Source organism: Catonella sp. (assembly GCF_057250765.1).
Genome location: NZ_DBHIEC010000004.1, coordinates 141,328 through 162,658, shown reverse-complemented (window position 1 = coordinate 162,658; position 21,331 = coordinate 141,328). Strand labels below are relative to the sequence as shown.

Sequence of the window (21,331 nt, the reverse complement as noted above, 5' to 3'; positions counted from 1 at the left end):
ATTGAATTAAAGAACAGCCGGTCAGGATATTTACATATTCTGACCGGCTGTTTGTTAATAGATAGGTTTTTAAGGGCCTTGTATTTTATGTTACCAGAATACAATATACTTATCTGGGGGGAACGGATTTACTTGTCCGATTTTAATAAATCTAGAGTTTTCAAAGAAAACCTCTCTTATTTTTTGCTTTTTAATATCATTTCCAATAAATACCGCCTTATTAGAGATTTCGTCAGTTCCTACCTCTATCTGATAACGAGAGTCTGCGAGGTCAAACCTAAGGTTAAGGCCCTTAATTGCGAAGCTTCCCTTAGCCCTAAATACATTGCCATATTTACCTCTTATTAGATTTTCAAGAAAGATAATAAATCTTTCAATTGATCTTATAGAAATATCGTTAAGAGAAAAGCTGTCTGGCATTTCTTCATAATCTTCTTTAACAGGAATTTCTATAGCTCCGTCAAGATATTTAAGAAGAAGACTATCCCAGAAAGAGTCAGGTAAGGTAGAGTAGTGCTCGGTAATTATCTTACAGTTTGGATTTATTTCGCTTACTTCAAGTTTTAGCTTATCTTTCTCTTCGGAGGATAAATTCTCGGTTTTTGAAAATATAGCGGTATCAGCATATTCTATCTGATTCTTATATATTTCAGGGAATTCGTCCTTATAGCGTTCAATACTTAAGGCATCTACAATCGAAATAGGCGCCATAAGCCTTATATGCTCGTATTCAATCTGAGAAAGATTGGCTATGAGATTGCTAAGCATAGCAACGCCTGTAGGCTCTATAACAAGATAATCAGGATTGACAGTGTTTGCTATAGTAAGTATGGAAGCAGCAAAGTCGCCCTTTACAGAGCAACAGATACAGCCCTCAGTCAGTTCCCATATATTTACATTTGTAGCCTCTTTTAGAATATCGCCATCTACACCGGAGGTACCGTACTCGTTTTCAAAAATAGCTATCTCTTTTTCGGTGCGCCTCGCAAGTTCTTTGATAAATGTAGTTTTGCCTGCCCCCAAAAATCCTGATACTATAAGTATTTTCATATATCTCCTCAAATCTTTGATACCTGTACAGAGAAATACTCTATACAGGTATCTATTAGTTATTTTATAGCTATATTTATAGCGTTAATTGATACAAGTGTCAATATCTATAACACCAACATCATTTAACCAAGTAGCAATCGCTACCGTAATCAGACTTTATCTTAGTCCTGAATCTTGATTACAGGCTTAATAAGGTCTGCAGGCTTATCTCTCATAAGGAAGAGAGCCTCTTCAATATGATCCCAGCCCTCAAATACGTGGGTTGAAAGAGGAGAAAGGTCAAGCTTTCCTGCTGAAACAAGTGCAGAAAGCTTCTCCATACGAAGTCTACCACCAGGCATAAGACCACCATTAATAAGCTTATGTCCCATACCTACACCCCATTCAACACGAGGAATATCAATATTTTCACCGGATCCGAGGTAGTTAACATTACCAATTCTTCCACCCGGCTTTAAGCATTTAACAGCAGGAGAGAAGGTTTCAACGCCGCCGCCTGCGATGATTACCTTATCAACACCCTTGCCATTAGTCATAGCCATAACCTGCTCATTAATTGAGCCGTTCTTATAGCTGATGAAATCAGTAGCACCATAGCCCTTTGCTGCATCAATGCAGACCTGTCTTGTACCTACTGCGATGATTCTTGAAGCACCACGAAGGTTTGCTCCTGCAACAGACATAAGACCTACAGGACCAATACCGATAACAAGAACAGTATCGCCATACTGAACATCTGCAAGCTCAGCGCCATGGAAGCCTGTAGGAACCATGTCTGAGAGCATGCAGGCATCAACTGTATTTATGTTGCTAGGAAGGTGAGCAAGGTTTCCATCTGCATCATTTACATGGAAAAACTCTGAGAATACACCATCCTTAAAGTTTGAGAACTTCCAGCCTGCAAGCATACCGCCAGAGTGCATTGAGAAGCCTGCCTGAGCCTCAAGTGAGTTCCAGTCAGGTGTAATAGCAGGTACGAGAACTCTGTCGCCAGGCTTAAAGTCTTTAACTAATTCGCCGACCTCAACAACCTCAGCACAGCCTTCATGTCCTAAGATCATATTATGTCTTTCGCCGATAGCACCCTCCCAAAGTGTGTGTACATCAGAAGTACATATTGCGAGAGCAAGTGGCTTACAGATGGCATCAAGAGGACCGCACTTAGGTCTCTCTTTCTCAATCCAGCCTGACTCTCCGATTTTTAACATTGCGTAACCCTTCATCATAGTTCTCCTTTCAAATTGTATTTATTTAATATAAGTTATGTGAATATTATAACAGTTTGTTAAAAAAATATCAATAAAAATTTTGAAAAAACTTATAGTATTTTTTGCAAAATTCTTCAATATAATAGAAGATAGTAATAAGTAATATAGTTTATATATTTAAGCAGAACTGTAATTGAAATATATTATACAAAATATTGATATACTTTGGATATTGACCTTATTAAGCATTTTGAATTAAAATGATGTGTATGTGAAAGATAATAAATTCATTTGCAAGCCTGCATAGAATTTTATACTTAAGATACTTGTAAAAAATTAAGTAATCAAGGTGATTGGAGTCAAATAAAATGAGAAACAATATAGAAGATATTACAAAATTTATTTTTATAAAGGATGAACCTGAGAAAGCTGACATCATCTTCATACCTGGTTCATCTAACTGGGTTCTTGCTGAAACTGCAGCAAGGCTGTATAAGGAGGGCAAGGCAAGTAAGATTATGCCTTCAGGTATGTATTTTTATCAGTTTGGCAGATTTATGAATGAAAGGGTAACTGATGAGAGATATAAGGGTGTTTACAGGACAGAGGCAGAGTTTTTAGCATCGGTTCTTATAAAAAACGGCGTACCTGAGGAAAATGTGATTAAGGAAGAAAGAGCTACAAATACTTATGAAAATGCTATTTTTTCAAAAAAACTGATTAAAGAAATGGGAATTGAAGTAAAAACTGCCATTCTATGTCCACAGGCTTTTCATGCAAGGAGAGCCTTTATGACATATTCACATTTATTTCCTGATACTAAGCTATTTGTAGTCCCAACCAACACTCAAAACATGACCTCAGATAACTGGTACAATACGGAAAGAGGCAGACAGGTTGTACTCGGAGAGCTTAGGAAATGTGGTGAATATTTCGAAAATTACATAAAAGATATAAGCTTATCACAATCAGAGTAATCTTCATTGTTCTTTAATGAGAACATAGGTATTTTGCCAAAATTTCAGTTGCAATTATATGTCGGATTGGATAATATAGCATTAAGTAGGTAATTGCAATAGCGGGTAACAATAAGTATTTTACAAGATAGTTAAATGATATTTCCGGAGTATGATGGACTAGCAAACGGATTATTTATCATTATACAAAGAGTAAAGTATGTGTTTTATGATTACTAAGATAATAATAGGAGGTGCTTATGGCTACAGGTGGTTCGTTTAAGTTCTCTGAAGAGTACAAGATTAAAAGTGAGCTGACCATATCTACAAAGCTTGGTTTATCAGATGCTCCGATTACTTATTTCAGGCTGGGCAGGGGAACTGATATAAGCAAGGAAAGCTATGACTCTCCTGTGCTTTACATTGGTACAGACGGCAGTGGAAGATTTCATCTCAATGAAAATGATGAAGTAAAAATGTCCGGAAATGATATACTTTATGTGGCACCTAAAACCTTATGCGGTATGTCTGCAGGAAACGAGGACGGACTTGCATATATAGAGATTTTATTAGAAAAGGAGATTAATATGAATAGTGTATTAAAAGCAGGAGAAGTAACCAAATTAAAGAACTTACTTGACTATGAGAAGGGTAGCATCACAAATCTTGACCTCATCGGACAGGACAATCTTAAGTTTATGATAATGGCTTTTGATGAAGGCTGCTATCTTTCAGAGCATCGTGCTCCAGGTGAAGCAATTGTTTTTGCTCTTGAAGGCAAGGGAATTATAAACTACGAGGGTACTGACTATGAGGTAAATGAAGGCGATAACTTCAAATTCGATAAAAATGCCCTTCATAGCGTAAAAGCGGTTGGAAGATTCAAGATGGCACTTTTACTTGTAAAATAATGGTTTATTAGCAGGCGGCAGTTTCCTTATGGAGGCTGTCGTTTTTTTTATGTTATATGAATTTCCTCTGGAATCTCTTATGACAAAAAAACTCTGTGCAGGATTTTTTCTTGTATAAATTTACAGTATATATTTTCTATATACAGATTCGCTAATCTACTTAAAGTAGGCATTTATGTTAATTGAAAAACAAAGAAGTATAGTGGTTAGTGTGGATTTTAAGTTGTGTTTAGAGTATAATTAAGGAAGTATTTTATGAGTTGCTAATAGGAGATATATATATGGATAATAATTATTTGTTATATCATGGAAGCAATGTTATAGTTGTAAATCCAAGAATATTAATTAATAGTCATTATAAGGATTTTGGCTATGGGTTTTATTGTACCAATATAGAAAAACAAGCAAAGAGGTGGGCAATAACAAAACCTGGTAAGTCGTATATTAATAAGTATCTTTATCAGGAAAATTCCAGTTTAGAATCACTTGTATTTGAGACTATGACTGAAGAGTGGTTGGAATTTGTTGTAAACTGCCGCCTAGGTAAGGAACATAAATTTGATATTGTAGAAGGACCGATGGCAGATGATCAGATTTGGGACTATGTAGAAGATTATATTGCTGAAAATATATCAAAAGCAGCATTTTGGGAACTTGTTAAATTTAAGTATCCAACCCATCAAATAGTATTTTCTACTGAAGAAGCACTTAAAACTCTTAAGTTTGAAGGGAGTGAGCAACTATGACAAATATATATTTCCCTGATGAAGAAATTACAAGAGATGATGTTAAATTTATCTGTTATATGATAGAGCGTGTGGCAAGAAGGCTGCACCAAAAAAATAGTTATGTGGTGAATAAACTGGGAAAGGAAAACCTGAACCATCTTATAAGTGTAGCTAATGTATTGCACTGCAAAAATCCTCTTGATGTAGAAGATGAGTGGATTAGTGAATATCAATTAGAAGAAGGAAACGAAGATGTTACAGATGTTGATTTCACTCTGGTAGATAGAGTTCCTACACCTCTGCAAATGGGGAAAGTATATCAAAGGCTCATTTATGACACTTTACAACCGAATGAAACTGAAGTGGAAGGAATTATAAGGGTATATAATAATGAAATCTGTGATAAAATAGATAATTATAACTGTAGTGCATACTATGAACCCTCTTATGTAATTGCAAGGGCATATTATCAGGGTGGGTTTTAAGAAGGTATATGTAGAAATGGTACGTGATATAGTTGAGGAGGAAATGTTACATGAAAACAATTGATTATTACTTGAATCTTCCATACAAGTTAGAAATTGTTCCGGATAAGGATGAAGGTGGATATGCTGCAAGATATCCGGAACTTCCGGGATGTATAACAGTTGGCGATACACTTGAATCAGTTGTTAAGAATGCTAATGATGCAAAAACAGAATGGATTACTGCAGCTTTGGAAGATGGAAACACTATTCCTGAACCTTAAACCTATGATGATTATTCTGGACAATTTAAGTTAAGATTGCCAAAAAGCTTGCATAAATTACTGGCTGACCAGTCTAAGGAAGAAGGTGTAAGTATGAACCAGTATTGCGTTTACTTACTTTCAATGAATAATTCTACCAACCTTTACAAACACCGCACAATAAGGTAAAATTACAGAGTAGCGGTAAATAATACAAATATAGAGGTGAAATTTGAAACCAATAGTAGCGATAGTAGGAAGACCTAATGTAGGTAAGTCTACACTTTTTAATAAACTTGCAGGCAGCGACATATCCATAGTAAAGGATACACCCGGTGTAACCAGAGACAGGATATATGCTGATGCTGAGTGGCTTAACAAAGCCTTTACTATGATAGATACAGGTGGTATCGAGCCTGATACAAGTGACATGATGCTTGCCAATATGCGTGAGCAGGCAGAGATAGCCATAGATACTGCTGATGTAATTATATTTATAACTGATGTCAAGACAGGGCTTGTAGATTCGGACAATCAGGTAGCTCACATGCTTAGAAAGTCCAAGAAACCTGTGGTCTTGGTGGTAAATAAGGTAGATAATCCTGTTAAACAGCAGGCTGATGTCTTTGAGTTTTACAACCTTGGACTTGGCGAGCCATTTCCTATATCATCCGTAAACCAGACAGGTATAGGCGACATGCTTGATGAGGTTATTAAACATTTCCCTGAGGACAGCCCTGAGGCTGAAGAAGATGATACTCCAAGGATTGCCATCATAGGTAAGCCGAATGTAGGTAAGTCATCCATCATCAACAGGCTGCTCGGAGAAAACCGAGTAATAGTTTCTGACATAGCAGGTACCACAAGAGACGCTATAGATACAAGGATTCGTAGGAACGGCAAAGAATACATAATGATAGACACAGCAGGTATCCGTAGGAAAAGTAGAATCAAAGAAGATATCGAGTATTACAGCATAGTGCGTACTGTATCAGCAGTAGAAAGAGCTGATATAGTTGTTCTTGTAATCGATGCAACAGAGGGGATTACCGAGCAGGATGCAAAGATAGCGGGAATTGCCCACGAGCGTGGCAAAGGTGTAATAGTTGCTGTAAATAAATGGGACCTCATTGAAAAGACAGATAAGACTATGAATGAGCATACTAAAAAGCTTAAAGAAATCCTCGCTTATATGCCTTATGCAGAGTTCCTCTTTATATCAGCAGTAAGCGGGCAGAGGCTTAATAAGCTCTTCGACCTCATAGATGTAGTTATTCAGTATCATACTTTAAGAGTATCCACAGGTGTGCTTAATGATATACTTGCTGAAGCTGTAGCTATGCAGCAGCCTCCAACAGACAAGGGAAGAAGGCTTAAGATATATTATATTACCCAAGTTTCTGTAAAGCCTCCTACCTTCATACTTTTTGTAAACAGCAAAAAACTAATGCACTATTCTTATACCAGGTATATCGAGAACAAGATAAGGGAAGCCTTTGGCTTTACCGGTACTCCACTTCGTTTCATAATCAGAGAGAGAAGTGCTGATGATACTACTAAAATTCATTAATAGGAGTAAGTATGTTAAGTGCGATTGTTGTTGTTTTAGGATATTTATTTGGCAATTTTCCTACGGGAATGATTGTAGGCAAATGCAATCACATTGATATAAGGCACGAAGGAAGCGGAAATATTGGTTCAACCAATGCCTTAAGAACTTTAGGATTCTTAAGGGGAGGTCTCCCTACTCTGGTCGGAGATGTGCTAAAGGTTGTTATTCCCTGCCTTTTAGTTAGATATCTTATTTGTCCGAATCTTACAGGAGATGCAAACGGATTTTTAAGTACTAATTATTATGTGCTTTTATGTGGCTTTGGTGTAGTACTTGGGCATAACTTTCCGTTTACACTTGGCTTTCATGGGGGGAAGGGGATAGCATCTACAGGAGGAGCTTTTTTAGTATTCAATTTTCCGATGACGATGATACCTTTAGCGGTATTTCTTTTGGTAAGTTACTTAACCCAATATGTTTCAATGGGCTCTATCGTAGGACTGATTTCAATACCTGTAAGTATAGCCTTTTTCTATCCGGGACAGTGGGTGCTGGTAGTGGTGGCTTCATTTTATACCATACTCGGCATAGCAAGGCACAAATCAAACATTGAAAGGCTTATGAAGGGAACTGAAAATAAATTAGGCAGTAAGAAAAAATAATGTGGAGGTTGTTGGGATGAAGATAGCAGTATTGGGAGCCGGTACTTGGGGCAGTGCCTTAACTATTTTACTTAATAACAATGGACATGAGCTTACCCTTTGGACAGCGGTTGAGAAGGAATATAAGGAATTAAGTGCTACAAGAATAGTTAAGAATCTTAAAGGTATTAAACTTGCCGACAATATAAAAATAACCAATGATATAAAAGAAGCTTGTAAGGATAAAGACCTTATTGTATTTGCTGTTGCCTCACCTTATGTTAGAATGACAGCAAGGAAGGCGGCTCCTTACATCGACAGAAATATCCCAGTGGTAAATGTAGCTAAGGGTATAGAGGAAGATACTCTTATGACTTTAACTGAAATCATTGAGAGTGAATTTGAAGCAGAGAATGGTGATAAGGGTATAGTTACCGTACTTTCCGGTCCAAGCCACGCAGAAGAGGTATCTGTAGGAATGCCAACTACAGCGGTAGTAGGTGCAAAATCAAGAGAAATAGCCTGCATGATACAGGATGCCTTTATGTCTGACAGATTCAGGGTATATACAAGTCCTGATATCATAGGTATTGAGCTTGGAGGTTCACTTAAGAATGTAATAGCCCTTGCAGCCGGTGTTATAGATGGTCTGGGGCTTGGAGACAATGCAAAGGCTGCTCTTATAACAAGAGGTATCTCAGAGATAGGCAGACTTGGAATGAAGCTTGGAGGAAGACTTGAAACATTTGCAGGGCTTTCGGGTATTGGAGACCTTATAGTTACCTGTTGCTCAAGCCATAGCCGTAACCATAATGCAGGCTACCTTATGGGTCAGGGAAAGACTATGGATGAAGCGATGGCTGAGGTCGGACAGGTGGTTGAGGGAGTATATTCAGCTAAGGCAGCAAGCAAACTTGCTAAAGCCAACAACATTGACATGCCTATAGTAGAACAGATGAATAAGGTATTATTTGAAAATAAAAAAGCAGAGGATGCTCTTAATGAACTGCTTTTAAGAGATAAGAAGGATGAACACTCAGGCTTTGACTGGGATGAATAAAGAAAGGCAAAAGATGGAGATAGATGTAGACAACCTCACGCCCATGATGCGCCAATATTATGACATTAAAAAAGAATACAGTGACTGTATTCTTTTTTACAGAATGGGCGATTTTTATGAGATGTTTTATGATGATGCGCTTACGGCATCGAAGGTACTGGAAATAACGCTTACCAAAAGGTCTAACACAAGTGAGAACAGCCCGCCTATGTGCGGAGTGCCTTTTCATTCAGTAGACAGATATTTAAATACTTTAGTTCAGTCGGGCTATAAGGTAGCTATATGTGAACAGACTGAAGACCCAAAGCTTGCTAAAGGACTGGTAAAAAGAGAGGTCATAAGGATAGTTACCCCAGGAACCAATCTTGATACTTCCGCACTTGAAGAGACCAAGAATAACTTCCTTATGGGAATAATGGCTGTAAATGAGGACTATGGCATAGCTCTTGTAGATGTATCTACAGGAGAATTCCTTGTAACTGAGTTAGTTGGTACTAAGTCACTGCTTGATGAGATAACGAAGTTTGAGCCTGCAGAAATTGTTTGTAATGAGAACCTTATTATATCAGGTATTCTGACTGATGAGTTCATAGAGAAACAGAATTTAACCATAACTAAGTTAGAAAGACGGTATTATGAATATGCTGCTGCTGTTAGGATGATAAAGAAGCATTTTAAGGTAGAAGTTCTTGACGGGCTTGGACTTACAGGCATGGACAATGCTATATGTTCTGCAGGTATGGTACTTGCCTATCTATATGAAACACAGAAGAATGACTTAACCCATATAATTGCGATTAAGCCGTATTTTAGTAGTGCTTACATGATGCTTGATGGCTCAACCAGAAGGAATCTCGAGCTTACTGAGACTCTTAGAGATAAGAATAAAAGGGGCTCTCTTCTTTGGGTGCTTGATAAAACCAAGACAGCAATGGGGGCAAGACTACTTAGAAGCTTCTTAGAACAGCCCCTTGTTGATAAGGCTGAAATAGAGGCTAGACTTGATGCTATAGATGATTTTAACAAGAATATTATCACAAGGGAAGAAATAAGAGAGTATTTAAACCCTGTTTATGATATAGAAAGACTGCTTGCAAAAATCTGTTACAAGAGCGCGAATCCCAGAGATTTACTTGCGTTTATGAATTCTATTGAATTTCTACCTGCAATTAAAAGTCTCTTGCCGGAGTTTAATTCCAAGCTTTTATGCGATTATAATGAAATGCTTGACACTCTCTCGGACATTTATGAAAAGATAGACAGTGCTATATTTCCTGAAGCACCACTTTCTGTCAGAGAAGGCAGGATAATAAAAGAGGGCTATAGTGAGGAGATAGATAGGCTAAGAAGAGCTGGTACAGAGGGTAAAACATTGGTATCAGAGCTTGAAAATGAAGAAAAAGAAAGAACCGGAATTAAGAACCTTAAAATCAAATACAATAAGGTATTTGGTTATTACATTGAAGTAACAAACTCCTACAAGGACATGGTGCCTGATGACTGGACTAGGAAGCAGACACTTACCAATGCAGAGAGATATATAACTCCAAGACTTAAAGAGTTTGAAAATATGATACTCGGTGCGCAGGAGAGACTTGTAACCCTTGAGTATGAGCTCTTTTCAGGTCTTCGTGATGAGATAGCAGATGAAATTGTTAGGATAAGTAAGACCGCCAAGGCTATAGCAGGTATTGATGCTTTTATTTCCCTTTCTGTTGTTGCTGAAAGTGAGAATTTCACAAGGCCTAAGATAAATGAAGAGGGGATTGTGGATATAAAAGATGGAAGACACCCTGTAGTTGAGAAGATGATGGGTGGTGACGGTTTCATTGTCAATGATACTTATTTAGACAATAAAAATGATAGAATCTCTATAATTACAGGTCCTAATATGGCAGGTAAGTCAACCTATATGAGGCAGACTGCCATAATTGTACTTATGGCTCAGATAGGAAGCTTCGTACCGGCTTCTTTTGCCAATATAGGTATTTGCGACAGAATATTTACAAGGGTAGGTGCCTCTGATGACCTTGCAAGCGGTCAGTCTACCTTTATGGTGGAAATGACAGAGGTAGCTAATATTTTAAGAAATGCTACAAAGGACAGCCTGCTTATCTTAGATGAAATAGGAAGGGGAACCAGTACCTTTGATGGACTGTCGATAGCTTGGGCTGTGGTTGAATACATAAGTAACCCAAGGCTTCTTGGAGCAAAGACCTTGTTTGCGACCCACTACCACGAGCTTACTGAACTGGAAGGAAAGCTCCCCAATGTCAATAATTACTGTATAGCGGTAAGAGAAGACGGAGACAATATAGTCTTTCTAAGAAAGATAGTTAAGGGTGGTGCTGACAAGAGCTACGGTATTCAGGTAGCAAGGCTGGCAGGAGTACCCGATAGTGTAATTGAAAGGGCTAAAGAGCTTGCAGTAGAGCTTGACAGCAATGATATCCTTGAAAAGGCTAAAAGGCTTGAAGTAAAGGGTGCAGGCGACAGCCCATCAGGGGCAAAAGAATATGTGGAAAATACAAATGTAATAGAGTTTCTTTCGGAAACAGGAGGAATGCCTGATAAGAACGAAGAAAAGAGGCTTATTAGACCAAATAAAACAGATGAAAATCAGCTCTCATTTTTCGGTTCATCAAAGAATGAGGATGTTCTGGCTGAGCTAATGGAGATGAAACTTGAAGAGCTTTCTCCTATAGATGCACTTAATAAGCTCTACGCTATGCAAAAGAAAGTAAAAAGCAGAGGGTTGTAGTAGAAACGAGGTGAGGTCTTGTCAATTATTAATGTCCTTGATAAGGATACAATCAATAAAATAGCTGCGGGAGAGGTAATAGAAGGTCCTGCGGCAGTAGTTAAAGAACTTGTTGAGAATGCAATAGATGCAGATGCAAATTCGGTAACTGTTGAAATTAAAGACGGAGGAACTTCCCTAATCAGGGTTACAGACAACGGAAAAGGTATAGGCAGTGATGATATTAAGACTGCCTTTCTTCCGCATGCGACAAGTAAGATAAAAACAGCTGATGACCTAACCTTAGTATCAAGCCTTGGCTTTAGAGGAGAGGCCCTTGCCAGTATAGCTGCTGTAAGTGAGGTAGAGGTACTTACCAAAACAGCGGATGAAATAAGCGGAATCAGATATGTGATTAACGGAGGAAAAGAGGAAGCAAATGAGCCAATAGGAACTCCTGAGGGGACTACATTTGTAGTAAGGAATATTTTTTACAATACCCCTGCAAGAAAAAAGTTCCTAAAGACTCCTGCCACAGAGGGAAGATATGTGGGTGAGGTTATGGAACACATGGCTGTTAGCCACCCTGAAATAGCTTTTAAGTTTATCTTAAACGGACAGGTTAAGCTTCAGACCATGGGGAATGGGAGCCTTAAGGATGTGTTATTCTACATCTATGGAAAGGAAACAACTGCCAACATTATCCCTGTAAACAATCCTGATGCAGACGGAGAACTCGTAAACGGTCTTTCTGTCAGGGGATATATCGGAAAGCCCTCTCTTACAAGAGGTAACAAGGAGTATGAGAATTATTTTATAAACGGACGTTTTATCAAAAATAAGGTTATAACAAGGGCTATAGAGGATGCCTACAAGTCTTTTCTTATGCAGCATAGATTCCCTTTTACCTGCCTGCTTATAAGTGTGGATAATTCTCTGGTGGATGTAAATGTACACCCTGCAAAGCTTGAGGTTAGATTTAGTGATACTGAAAGCATATATAGATTAATTTTCCATGAAGTTGATAATGCACTTAGGAAAAAAGATTTACTTCCTGACATGGGAGTAAAGCAGGTACCTGACAAGAAGCCTCTGGTAAGAGATTTTAATTCTTCACATAAGGCTGAAAAAACAGAGAAGTCAGGAGGTTACATCATACCTGACATCCCTATGCCTGAGCCTTTTGAAAAAAGCAGGCAGGGAGAGTGGAAAAAGGAGCTTAAGCCTGTATTTAAGCAGGAGAGCTTTGTGACGGAAAAGGTAATAAGGAACGAGAACTCTCCTCTTATAACATCTGAGGTATATGCACCCTTAACCAATAATATAACATCTGAGGATGGAAATTTATCTTTAGATGAAGCCCAAATTACTGAAAAAACAGTGGGCAGTATAGAGAAGATAGGTGAAAGCTTAACTGGTGATGTAAGAAATAAAAATGTAGTTGATATTACTTATAGAAGAGATAGTTCTACAAATGTAAAAGACAATCCAAAAATGCCTTGTTTTAGTGATTTAAGCGGAGTTGCAGAAGAAGGTGACAATTATAAAAATCAGCCTGATAACAGTCTCCAAAATGATGGTATAATAGCTGGTGCTACAGCAGTAGAACGAAATTTAGACATAGAAAATGAACCTTTAAAAGAAGGATTTAAGGGAGGAATACTTGCTAAGAAGGCTCTTCCTGATATCAAAATCATAGGACAGATATTTGGAACATATTGGATAATTGAATATGACGACAGTGTGTATATGATAGACCAGCATGCAGCCCACGAAAAGGTAATGTACGAGAGATTTGTTAAAGAAATCTCCCGAAACAAAGTAACATCTCAGAACTTACTTCCTCCCGTTGTGGTTACTTTATCGGGTAGCCAGAGTCAGATTGTTGAAGAAATAGGAGAACATCTTCACAAATTGGGCTTTGAGATAGAGCCTTTTGGCGGGAATGAATATGTTATTAAAGCAGTTCCTACCGAGCTTTTTGGAATTAGCGAAAAAGACCTCCTTTTTGATATAATTGACCAGTATTCACTTGAAGGAAAGAAGACGACCCCTGATACTGTACTCGTAAAGCTTGCGACCATGGCCTGTAAGGCAGCTATCAAGGGGAATATGAATATATCTCTTTTAGAAGCGAAGGCTTTAATTGAGGAGCTAATGAGTCTTGATAACCCTTACAACTGCCCGCATGGAAGACCTACTATGATATTTATGTCTAAGTCAGATGTGGAGAAAAAATTTAAGAGACAGATATAGAATGTTAACTTAGAGATTAAGTAGATAAGACAGTTTCTTTTGATGTGATAGGAGGAGTTTTGAAAAGACTTGGAATATACGTGCATATCCCCTTTTGTGCAAAGAAGTGTAACTACTGTGATTTTTATTCCTTAGCAAGCGGTGAAGATGAAAAGAAAGCCTATGTAGAGGCGCTTAAGAGAGAAATAAGAGAAGTTTCCAAGAATGTAAATGACGAATACAGAGTCTATACGATTTATTTTGGAGGAGGAACTCCATCAATAATTAAGGCTGATTATATTAAGGAAGTACTGGATGAAATAAGGGCGGGTTTCAAGCTCTATGAGGATGGCTTTTTCCCAGAGATAACCATAGAGTGTAACCCTAAAACTGTAGATATGGAGAAGCTTTTAGTATATAAAGAGGCAGGGATTAACAGGATAAGCCTGGGACTTCAATCAACTGATGATGATGAACTGAGGCTTCTTGGTAGAATTCACACCTATGAGGACTTCCTTGATAGCTATGATATGGTTAGAAATTCAGGTTTTACCAATGTAAATATTGACCTTATGTCTGCTATACCTAAACAAAAAATAACGACCTATGAGAAATCACTGGATGAGCTTATAAGGCTTAATCCCGAGCATATTTCAAGCTATAGCCTGATTATAGAAGAAGGAACCCACTTTTATAAAAAATACTCTGAAAATGCCCCCTTTGTAAAGGATTTGCCCTCAGAAGATGAAGACAGAGCTATGTACGAGCTTACAGCAGCTAAACTAAAAGAAGCCGGATATAAGAGGTATGAGATTTCTAATTATGCTAAAAAAGGCTATCATTCAAGGCATAATACTTCATACTGGGAAAGAATTCCTTATTTGGGTTTTGGGGTAGGTGCATCATCTCTTTTTGACAATGAAAGGTACGACAATGTAGGAAATCTAAAAGACTATATAAAAAGTGCAGGTATTAGCGATATAAGGCGCAACATTACTAAGCTTAGCCTTGAGGATGAAATGTCTGAATTTATGTTTCTGGGGCTTAGGCTAATAGATGGAATAAGTAAACAAACGTTCACTAAAATATTCACATTTACTGTAGAAGAAATTTTTGGTGATATCATAAAAAAGCACATAAATAACGAACTTTTAATAGATAATGGAGATTTTTTAAAGCTATCTGACAGGGGACTTGATATCAGTAATTATGTACTTAGTGACTTTTTGCTGGATTGAAATTGTATGGAAAACATGTTAAACTTGTACTGTAAAATATAAATTTGTTTTATCAAAGGAGGAACAGAATGAACTTAAAGAAAGACAACAGGGGAATTGCAAAGAGTGCTTTAATTATAATTATAGTACTCGTTGTTGCACTTGCTGCCGGTGGAGTGATGTTTGCAAAGAACATGTTTATGTCAGATCCACTTACTAAGCTCATAACAGGTTATATCAACACCTATAGCCAGAGGGAAATGGGTTATTCTTCAGAAATGACATTTTCTATCGATAAGGATAATGCAGAAGCAAAGAAGCTATTTGCACAGATTCCAGCCGGTGCTTTTAAGTCAAACACCGATCAGCTTATGGACTTTGCATCTAAGATACTTCCTAAGCTTAGTGTAAAATATTCTGCTATAGCTAATACAGATAAAGATCCTGTAAATCTCGGCGCTAATATGTCCGTTCTTTACGATAATAAAGAACTTGTAGACGGTGGAGTTACAGTAAGACCTTGGGAGATTTCGGTATACTCTAAGTCTCTGCTTACTAAACCGCTTTACTCTAACTTAGCAGATACTATTAAAAATTCTTCAGGTCTCGATATATCCGGCATCAAGCTTAAGGATTATCTTGATGTACTCTACGAGCAGGATGACTTTACTAAGAATTTTGCTAAGTCAAAGTATGCAGAAATCTTAAAGGCAAAACTTAAGGATAACCTTAAGTCAGAAGGATTAGATAAGGTTGTGCTTAGCATGAACTATGAAGATTATATAAAGATGCTTGAAGACTTACTTAAGGAAGGTGCTAAGGACGAAGCATTAAAGACTTCTGTATTAAATAAGCTTGATAAGTTAATTGCAGTTGCTGTTAAAAATGGTGATTATAAACTAATGGGTCTTTCAGAGGAAGACTTTAAGAAACAGGCTGAAGAAGGAAAGAAACAGTTAAATGATAACTGGGAAAATGCCCTTACTGAGATTGCTAAAACATATTCAGATGAACAGTTTAAGCAGGCTTTAGCCGTAACAGGTGATATGCCTATGAAATATACATTTACTTTTAGCGGAGATAAGATTACAAAGATAGATGGAGAAGCTGCTGTTAAGGGAATAACAATTAAGTTTAATACTACTGTTGATAAATACAGCACAGACGGTTATACCTTTGCTGATGCTTCAAATTCTGATGATCTGTCAACTGCTCTTAATGGATACAGTCTTATGGGAACAGTAATGGGCAAGGCTAACGAAATATTAACAGGCGATGCCTTTAAGAACATGCAGGAAGATATCATTAAAACTGCTAAAGAGACTCTTGCAGCAGAAGATGCTACAACGATTGAAAATAATTTTAAGCAGATTTCAGCATTATCAGGGGTATCCGGTAACTAATTTATACGGATTAAAGAATAAATAATCTAAAAAGGCTCGCTCTAAGATTTTGTTAAAGCACTTTGCAATTTGCAAGGTGCTTTAATCTTAGTATTGATTGGAGAAAAGATGGAGTTTAAGATAGAGGGTTTATCTAAAACGATAGGAAAAAATGTAATTCTAAATAAACTTGACGTTTCGCTTAAAGAGGGAGACGTGCTTGCTTTGAGGGGGAGTAACGGAAGTGGCAAGACAACCCTTCTAAGGATAATAGCAGGTCTTGACAAGGACTATCAAGGTAAGGTAATTATAGAAGCCGGTGTAACGATAGGATATGTACCGCAGGATATCATATTATTTGAGAACCTGAATGTAAAAGATAATCTTAAGACCTTTTGCAATGGTAAAAATGCTAAGAAAAACCTGCGAATGCTTGAAGAGTTTGCTGCGCAGTTAGGCTTATCGGAGTTGTTTAAGAAAAAGACCTGCAAGCTATCAGGAGGACAGAAGAGGCTTGTTAATTTCCTTATCGGGCTAGCTAATAATCCTGGTTTAATACTGCTTGATGAAGTCATTGTAGGAATGGATGAAAGTACAGTAGAAAAGGTAGTCAAGCTGATAAACTCTATAAAAAAAGATAAAATTATGATAATTACTTCACATCAGGAAGATTTTTTGGAGAAAGTATGCAATATAAATGGAAGACTGACCAGCGGAAAGATGGAGCTTCATTATGAAGATTAATAATATAGCCAAGTTATGTATAATTCAAGTAAAGCTCACTTTAATTAAAATCAAGTCATCGCTTTTCCTTTTATTATTAATGATGGTTTTGCTTTCTTTATTTATAATTTGGTGGAAAAAATCAGATATGGCTAAACCTACGGTTTTGATAGCGAATGAAGAGAACTCGGTAATAGCTAATCTCACAATAAGCTCAGTGCTAAATAATAAGGTGGCTGAGATTGTTAACTTTCAAAGGACGGATTATGAGAAGGGAAAGAATCTTATTGATAAAGGAGATGCCCTTCTTATGGTATATATAAAAAAAGGAACTATTGATACCTTGTATGAGGGGAAAAAGGCGGAACTTGATATCTATACAAAGAATGAGAACAACGACTTTACTAAGCTTGTAATCAGTTATATTAAAGGATTTACGGATATAATCAATGTATCGCAAAATGCAGGTCTTGCCTATATGGAGGTGCTTTATAAAAAAGGAATGACTGAGAGTGAAAGGATAGATAAGTTTAATGAACTTCAATCATCTTATGTGAAGCTTACACTTGCAAGAAGCAGCATTTTTAGCGGAGAAGACAGGGTATTTGGTCTAGGTGTGAAGGACATGGAGGCAGGATATAAAGTAATTGTAGCGGTAATCTTACTTGGAATAAGCATAACTATCCTTGCAAATAGTGATATTCTGCGAAAAAATATGAGACAAAGGCTCATTCTTTCAGGTATAAGCGAACAGGAAATTTATGCTACAGTTATAAGCCTGATATTGATTACTGACATTGTATTTCTCTTGATTTTTATAAAATTAGCTAAGGTGATAGGAATAGGTGGTTAAGTGTATACCGGAATTAGATTAAAAAGTGAAATGCTTAGATGGAGCTTGCTTCTTATTATCGCATTTTCTTTTACTTTTGCACTTGCTTTAAGTGTATTTAGTAAAAGTATGGAATCACGTGTATCCTTTAGGGTGTCTATAATTGACGAAGATAACACTAAACTGTCTAAGACGGCAGTAACTATAATAAGCGGGCTAAGCGGAGTAACCCTTACAAGTAAAGATGTGGATGTAAAATATACAATCAAAAAAGGATATGCGGATAACTTTACTAAAGGAAGATTTGACGGACTCATTGTGGTTAGTAAAAACAGCTTAAAGCAGGGAATAAGTCTGTTAAACGACAGAATAGTAACCAAACTTGTAAGCGATTATATTTATCTAAATCTGTATGAGAGGATAAATTCAGTAGAAAGCATAAGCTTTGAAAGCTATGCGAAAGACCTTGAAAAGACAAAGCTTAATAACGAGATTTTATTAATAAAAGTTAATGATGGCAAGTTCACAGATAATCTTGCCACTGAGGTGGATTTCACGTCTTATATAGCTTTATTTTTCCTACTTACACTTAGTATTAGCATAAGTATAGGAGCAACATTAAAGCTAAATAAAATGAGAACCGGTGGACTTTTAGACAGATTAGAACTTTCAGGTACCAGTGAAACAAAGGTAATCATTGTGGACTTTTTAGCATCCTGCATCAAAAGTATGGGTGTAATGCTGCCTTTTATATTGTGTGGGTTTAAAACAAAGATATTTATAATAACAGCTGTGTTATTTGCTGTATATTCTGTTATAAGTTTGCTTGTTGAGAGAGTATCAAGGTCTGAAGATATACTTGTAATTGTCTTAAGAAGTGTTATGATATTATTCTTAGGATTAGGGATGGTATTTAATTTTTATTATTAAGGAGAATCTTATATGTTTAGTGAAAGAGTTAAGCTGCTTGGCAGAACCTTTGAAAAGTCAGGAAACTTATTGCTTAAAGACTCATATACAGGTCTTTCATTTTACTGCAAGGGAAGTGTGAGGCTTACAATAACACCTGAAAATGATGCAGACAAAGATAGCTGTCCCTATGTTGGCGTGGTGATTGACGACGACTCGGATGCTGTTAAAAAAATTGCAATAACTACTGAATTAAAAAATGTTGAGGTTGTTAAGGATGATGGAAAGCTTCATAAAATAGACATAGTTAAGCTTACGGAAGAACAATACGGCAACCTCTATTTTAGTGAACTTAGTTTTGAGGATGAAGATAGTGTAAAGAAGACAGAAAGCTATACAAAATCCATATTGTTTATAGGTGACTCCATAACTGCCGGTTATGGAGTAGACGGCATAGATGGACAAGGGGATTTTACAACCTTTGAAGAGAATATACTTAATTCATCAGCTATTCTTACTGCAAAGAGGATAAATGCAGAGCCCTATGTATTTGCAAGCAGTGGAAACGGCATCATATCGAGGTGGATAGAGCCTGAAAAAGATGAGCCAAACGAAGACGGACTTATGCCTGTTATATTCCCGTTTGAGAAGGATATTTTCCCTGAGGCTGATTATATATTTGTAAACCTTGGAACTAATGACAATAGCTACATAAAGGGCAAAGCTGAGAGAATAAACAGATTCAAGGAAGAGTATATGAAATTTATAGTAAAACTTAGAAAACTATATCCTAAGTCAAAGCTATTTGTTGCATTTGGAATAATGGATGATGAGCTGCTGCCTGACCTTGAAGCTATGGTAAACAATTATAAGGAAGACTACAAAGATGATAAATGCTTTTTTATAAAGCTTGATAAACAGCAGTTAAGTGAAGGGATTGGCGCAGCAGGACATCCAAGCCTTAACGTGAATAAGAGGGTTTCGGACACCTTGATAAAGGCAATTGAGAATAATTTCTAGTAATAGAAATAAGTTAATTGGATTATTTATTTGATTTGTCTATTTTTATTGTATATTTTATACAAAGGTGTTATCATATATAGAGGTTAATACCTTATATTCATTTTAAGGAGGAAAAGAGGAAAAAATGAAAAAAAGATTATTAAGTTTGTTAGCTTGTGCCGCAATAGCTGTTACTACACTTGCAGGCTGTGGTTCAAAGACTGCTAACACAAATTCAGGGAGTGATGCAACATCATCAAGCCCTGTAGTTTTGGAGTTCTGGACTATATCGCTTAAGGCTAACTTTGAAGATTTCTTCAATAAGCTGATAAAAGATTACCAGACTGCTAATCCAAATGTAACCATCAATTGGGTTGATGTACCTTATGAGGATGTACAGTCTAAGCTGGTTACAGCTGTTGCAGGTGGAACAGCACCTGATGTTGTTAACCTTAATACTCAGATGGCACTTACACTTGTTGGGCAGGATGCCCTTGTTGACTTAAACAAGGTGGCTACAGCTGAGCAGAAGGGTATTTATATCGAAAGTCTGTGGAATTCCGCTAAGGTAGGAGAAGGTGTATATGCTTTCCCTTGGTATGCATCACCTGATATTATGTTCTATAACAAAGACCTTATAAAGAAGGGTGGAATCAAGGCTCCTTCAACTTTCTCTCAGGCTCTTGAGAGTGCTGAGAAGTTCTATAACGATACCAATGCTTATCTTTTCTTGCCGGATGAGTTCTTCAATCTTTTAATTGAAGAAAATATTCCAATCTTAAACGCAGATAAGACAAAGGCAGCATTTAATACACAAGAAGCTGTAGACTTACTTAAAAAGTATAAGTCATATACAGATAAAGGTGTACTTCCAAAGACAAACTGGGGTTCTTGGGATGAAGCTCTTAAGCTTTTTGAATCAGGTAAGCTTGCCATTGTTAGTTCATCAGGTTCTTCGCTTAGCAGAATTAAGGATGAGGCACCTGATATCTACAAGAAGATTGCTGTAAGCACACCGCTCACTGGAAGCACCGGACTTAGCCGTAACCCACTTATGAACCTTGTAGTACCAACTGCAAGTAAGAATCAGGCAGAGGCTATCAAGTTTGCTAACTACGTTACTGATGATGCAAATCAGCTTGCCTTCTGCAAGACAGTTTCCATCTTCCCTTCAACCAAGAAAGCTAGTGAGGACAGCTTCTTTACTTCTGACACCAAGACACTTGAAGGACAGGCGAGTGCTATGTCTGCAAAAGCAAGTCTTACTTCTCAGGATTTTTCGCTTGGGGTAGCTAACCAGGGAACAATTCAGGCAGCTATTAACAAGGCTTATGAGGCTGCTATAGTAAATGGTGATGATATCGAAGGTGCACTTAGACAGGCTGAAGAAGATGTTAATATAATCTTAGCAGATTCAAAAAATCAATAAATAATTTAATGGGGCTGTTACCTTGG

At 37.1% G+C, this 21,331-nt stretch carries 18 protein-coding genes and 1 pseudogene; 17 read left to right on the top strand and 2 right to left on the bottom strand.

What is annotated here, in order from left to right; genetic code table 11:
- Nucleotides 1-90: 90 nt before the first annotated feature.
- Nucleotides 91-1,050, bottom strand: a complete 960-nt coding sequence (locus tag ACO6HM_RS03610) for a CobW family GTP-binding protein (RefSeq protein WP_485389806.1) — start codon at nucleotides 1,048-1,050, stop codon at nucleotides 91-93.
- Between the two features lie 164 nt (nucleotides 1,051-1,214).
- Nucleotides 1,215-2,279, bottom strand: coding sequence for an NAD(P)-dependent alcohol dehydrogenase (locus ACO6HM_RS03605; protein ID WP_485389805.1), 1,065 nt, complete (start codon nucleotides 2,277-2,279; stop codon nucleotides 1,215-1,217).
- 350 nt (nucleotides 2,280-2,629) lie between these two features.
- Between ACO6HM_RS03605 and ACO6HM_RS03600 the strand changes: the two genes are divergently transcribed.
- From ACO6HM_RS03600 to ACO6HM_RS03520, 17 genes and pseudogenes are all read left to right on the top strand, one after another.
- Entirely contained in the window at nucleotides 2,630-3,238 is a 609-nt protein-coding gene (locus ACO6HM_RS03600) for a YdcF family protein (protein WP_485389804.1), read from the top strand.
- A 239-nt stretch (nucleotides 3,239-3,477) separates the two neighbouring features.
- Nucleotides 3,478-4,128, top strand: a complete 651-nt coding sequence (locus tag ACO6HM_RS03595) for a cupin domain-containing protein (RefSeq protein ID WP_485389803.1) — start codon at nucleotides 3,478-3,480, stop codon at nucleotides 4,126-4,128.
- Between the two features lie 281 nt (nucleotides 4,129-4,409).
- Nucleotides 4,410-4,874 (top strand): DUF3990 domain-containing protein, encoded by a 465-nt coding sequence (locus ACO6HM_RS03590; RefSeq protein WP_485389802.1) that lies wholly within the window; start codon nucleotides 4,410-4,412, stop codon nucleotides 4,872-4,874.
- On the top strand, nucleotides 4,871-5,341 hold the full coding sequence (locus tag ACO6HM_RS03585; protein WP_485389801.1) for a hypothetical protein: 471 nt from the start codon (nucleotides 4,871-4,873) through the stop codon (nucleotides 5,339-5,341). The genes ACO6HM_RS03590 and ACO6HM_RS03585 overlap by 4 nt, the downstream gene beginning before the upstream one ends.
- A 50-nt stretch (nucleotides 5,342-5,391) precedes the next feature.
- Nucleotides 5,392-5,772 (top strand): annotated as a pseudogene (locus tag ACO6HM_RS03580) (type II toxin-antitoxin system HicB family antitoxin).
- Nucleotides 5,773-5,815: 43 nt separating this feature from the next.
- Nucleotides 5,816-7,153: a ribosome biogenesis GTPase Der gene (gene der, locus ACO6HM_RS03575; protein WP_485389800.1), complete on the top strand. Its 1,338-nt coding sequence runs from the start codon at nucleotides 5,816-5,818 to the stop codon at nucleotides 7,151-7,153.
- Nucleotides 7,154-7,164: 11 nt separating this feature from the next.
- Entirely contained in the window at nucleotides 7,165-7,797 is a 633-nt protein-coding gene (gene plsY, locus ACO6HM_RS03570) for a glycerol-3-phosphate 1-O-acyltransferase PlsY (RefSeq protein WP_485389799.1), read from the top strand.
- A 16-nt stretch (nucleotides 7,798-7,813) separates the two neighbouring features.
- Nucleotides 7,814-8,836, top strand: coding sequence for an NAD(P)H-dependent glycerol-3-phosphate dehydrogenase (locus ACO6HM_RS03565; protein ID WP_485389798.1), 1,023 nt, complete (start codon nucleotides 7,814-7,816; stop codon nucleotides 8,834-8,836).
- Nucleotides 8,805-11,597: a DNA mismatch repair protein MutS gene (gene mutS / locus ACO6HM_RS03560; protein WP_485389797.1), complete on the top strand. Its 2,793-nt coding sequence runs from the start codon at nucleotides 8,805-8,807 to the stop codon at nucleotides 11,595-11,597. Before ACO6HM_RS03565 ends, mutS begins: the two co-directional genes overlap by 32 nt.
- 18 nt (nucleotides 11,598-11,615) lie before the next feature.
- Entirely contained in the window at nucleotides 11,616-13,832 is a 2,217-nt protein-coding gene (mutL, locus tag ACO6HM_RS03555; protein ID WP_485389796.1) for a DNA mismatch repair endonuclease MutL, read from the top strand.
- A gap of 59 nt (nucleotides 13,833-13,891) precedes the next feature.
- On the top strand, nucleotides 13,892-15,049 hold the full coding sequence (gene hemW / locus ACO6HM_RS03550; RefSeq protein WP_485389795.1) for a radical SAM family heme chaperone HemW: 1,158 nt from the start codon (nucleotides 13,892-13,894) through the stop codon (nucleotides 15,047-15,049).
- A gap of 68 nt (nucleotides 15,050-15,117) precedes the next feature.
- Nucleotides 15,118-16,431, top strand: coding sequence for a hypothetical protein (locus tag ACO6HM_RS03545; protein ID WP_485389794.1), 1,314 nt, complete (start codon nucleotides 15,118-15,120; stop codon nucleotides 16,429-16,431).
- A 108-nt stretch (nucleotides 16,432-16,539) separates the two neighbouring features.
- Nucleotides 16,540-17,154, top strand: coding sequence for an ATP-binding cassette domain-containing protein (locus ACO6HM_RS03540; protein WP_485389793.1), 615 nt, complete (start codon nucleotides 16,540-16,542; stop codon nucleotides 17,152-17,154).
- Nucleotides 17,144-17,986: an ABC transporter permease gene (locus ACO6HM_RS03535; RefSeq protein ID WP_485389792.1), complete on the top strand. Its 843-nt coding sequence runs from the start codon at nucleotides 17,144-17,146 to the stop codon at nucleotides 17,984-17,986. The genes ACO6HM_RS03540 and ACO6HM_RS03535 overlap by 11 nt, the downstream gene beginning before the upstream one ends.
- Nucleotides 17,987-18,895 (top strand): ABC transporter permease, encoded by a 909-nt coding sequence (locus tag ACO6HM_RS03530; RefSeq protein ID WP_485389791.1) that lies wholly within the window; start codon nucleotides 17,987-17,989, stop codon nucleotides 18,893-18,895.
- Between the two features lie 12 nt (nucleotides 18,896-18,907).
- Nucleotides 18,908-19,894: an SGNH/GDSL hydrolase family protein gene (locus ACO6HM_RS03525; protein ID WP_485389790.1), complete on the top strand. Its 987-nt coding sequence runs from the start codon at nucleotides 18,908-18,910 to the stop codon at nucleotides 19,892-19,894.
- Nucleotides 19,895-20,021: 127 nt separating this feature from the next.
- A complete protein-coding gene (locus tag ACO6HM_RS03520; RefSeq protein WP_485389789.1) occupies nucleotides 20,022-21,305 on the top strand; it encodes an ABC transporter substrate-binding protein in 1,284 nt (427 codons plus the stop codon).
- The last annotated feature ends 26 nt before the right edge of the window (nucleotides 21,306-21,331 follow it).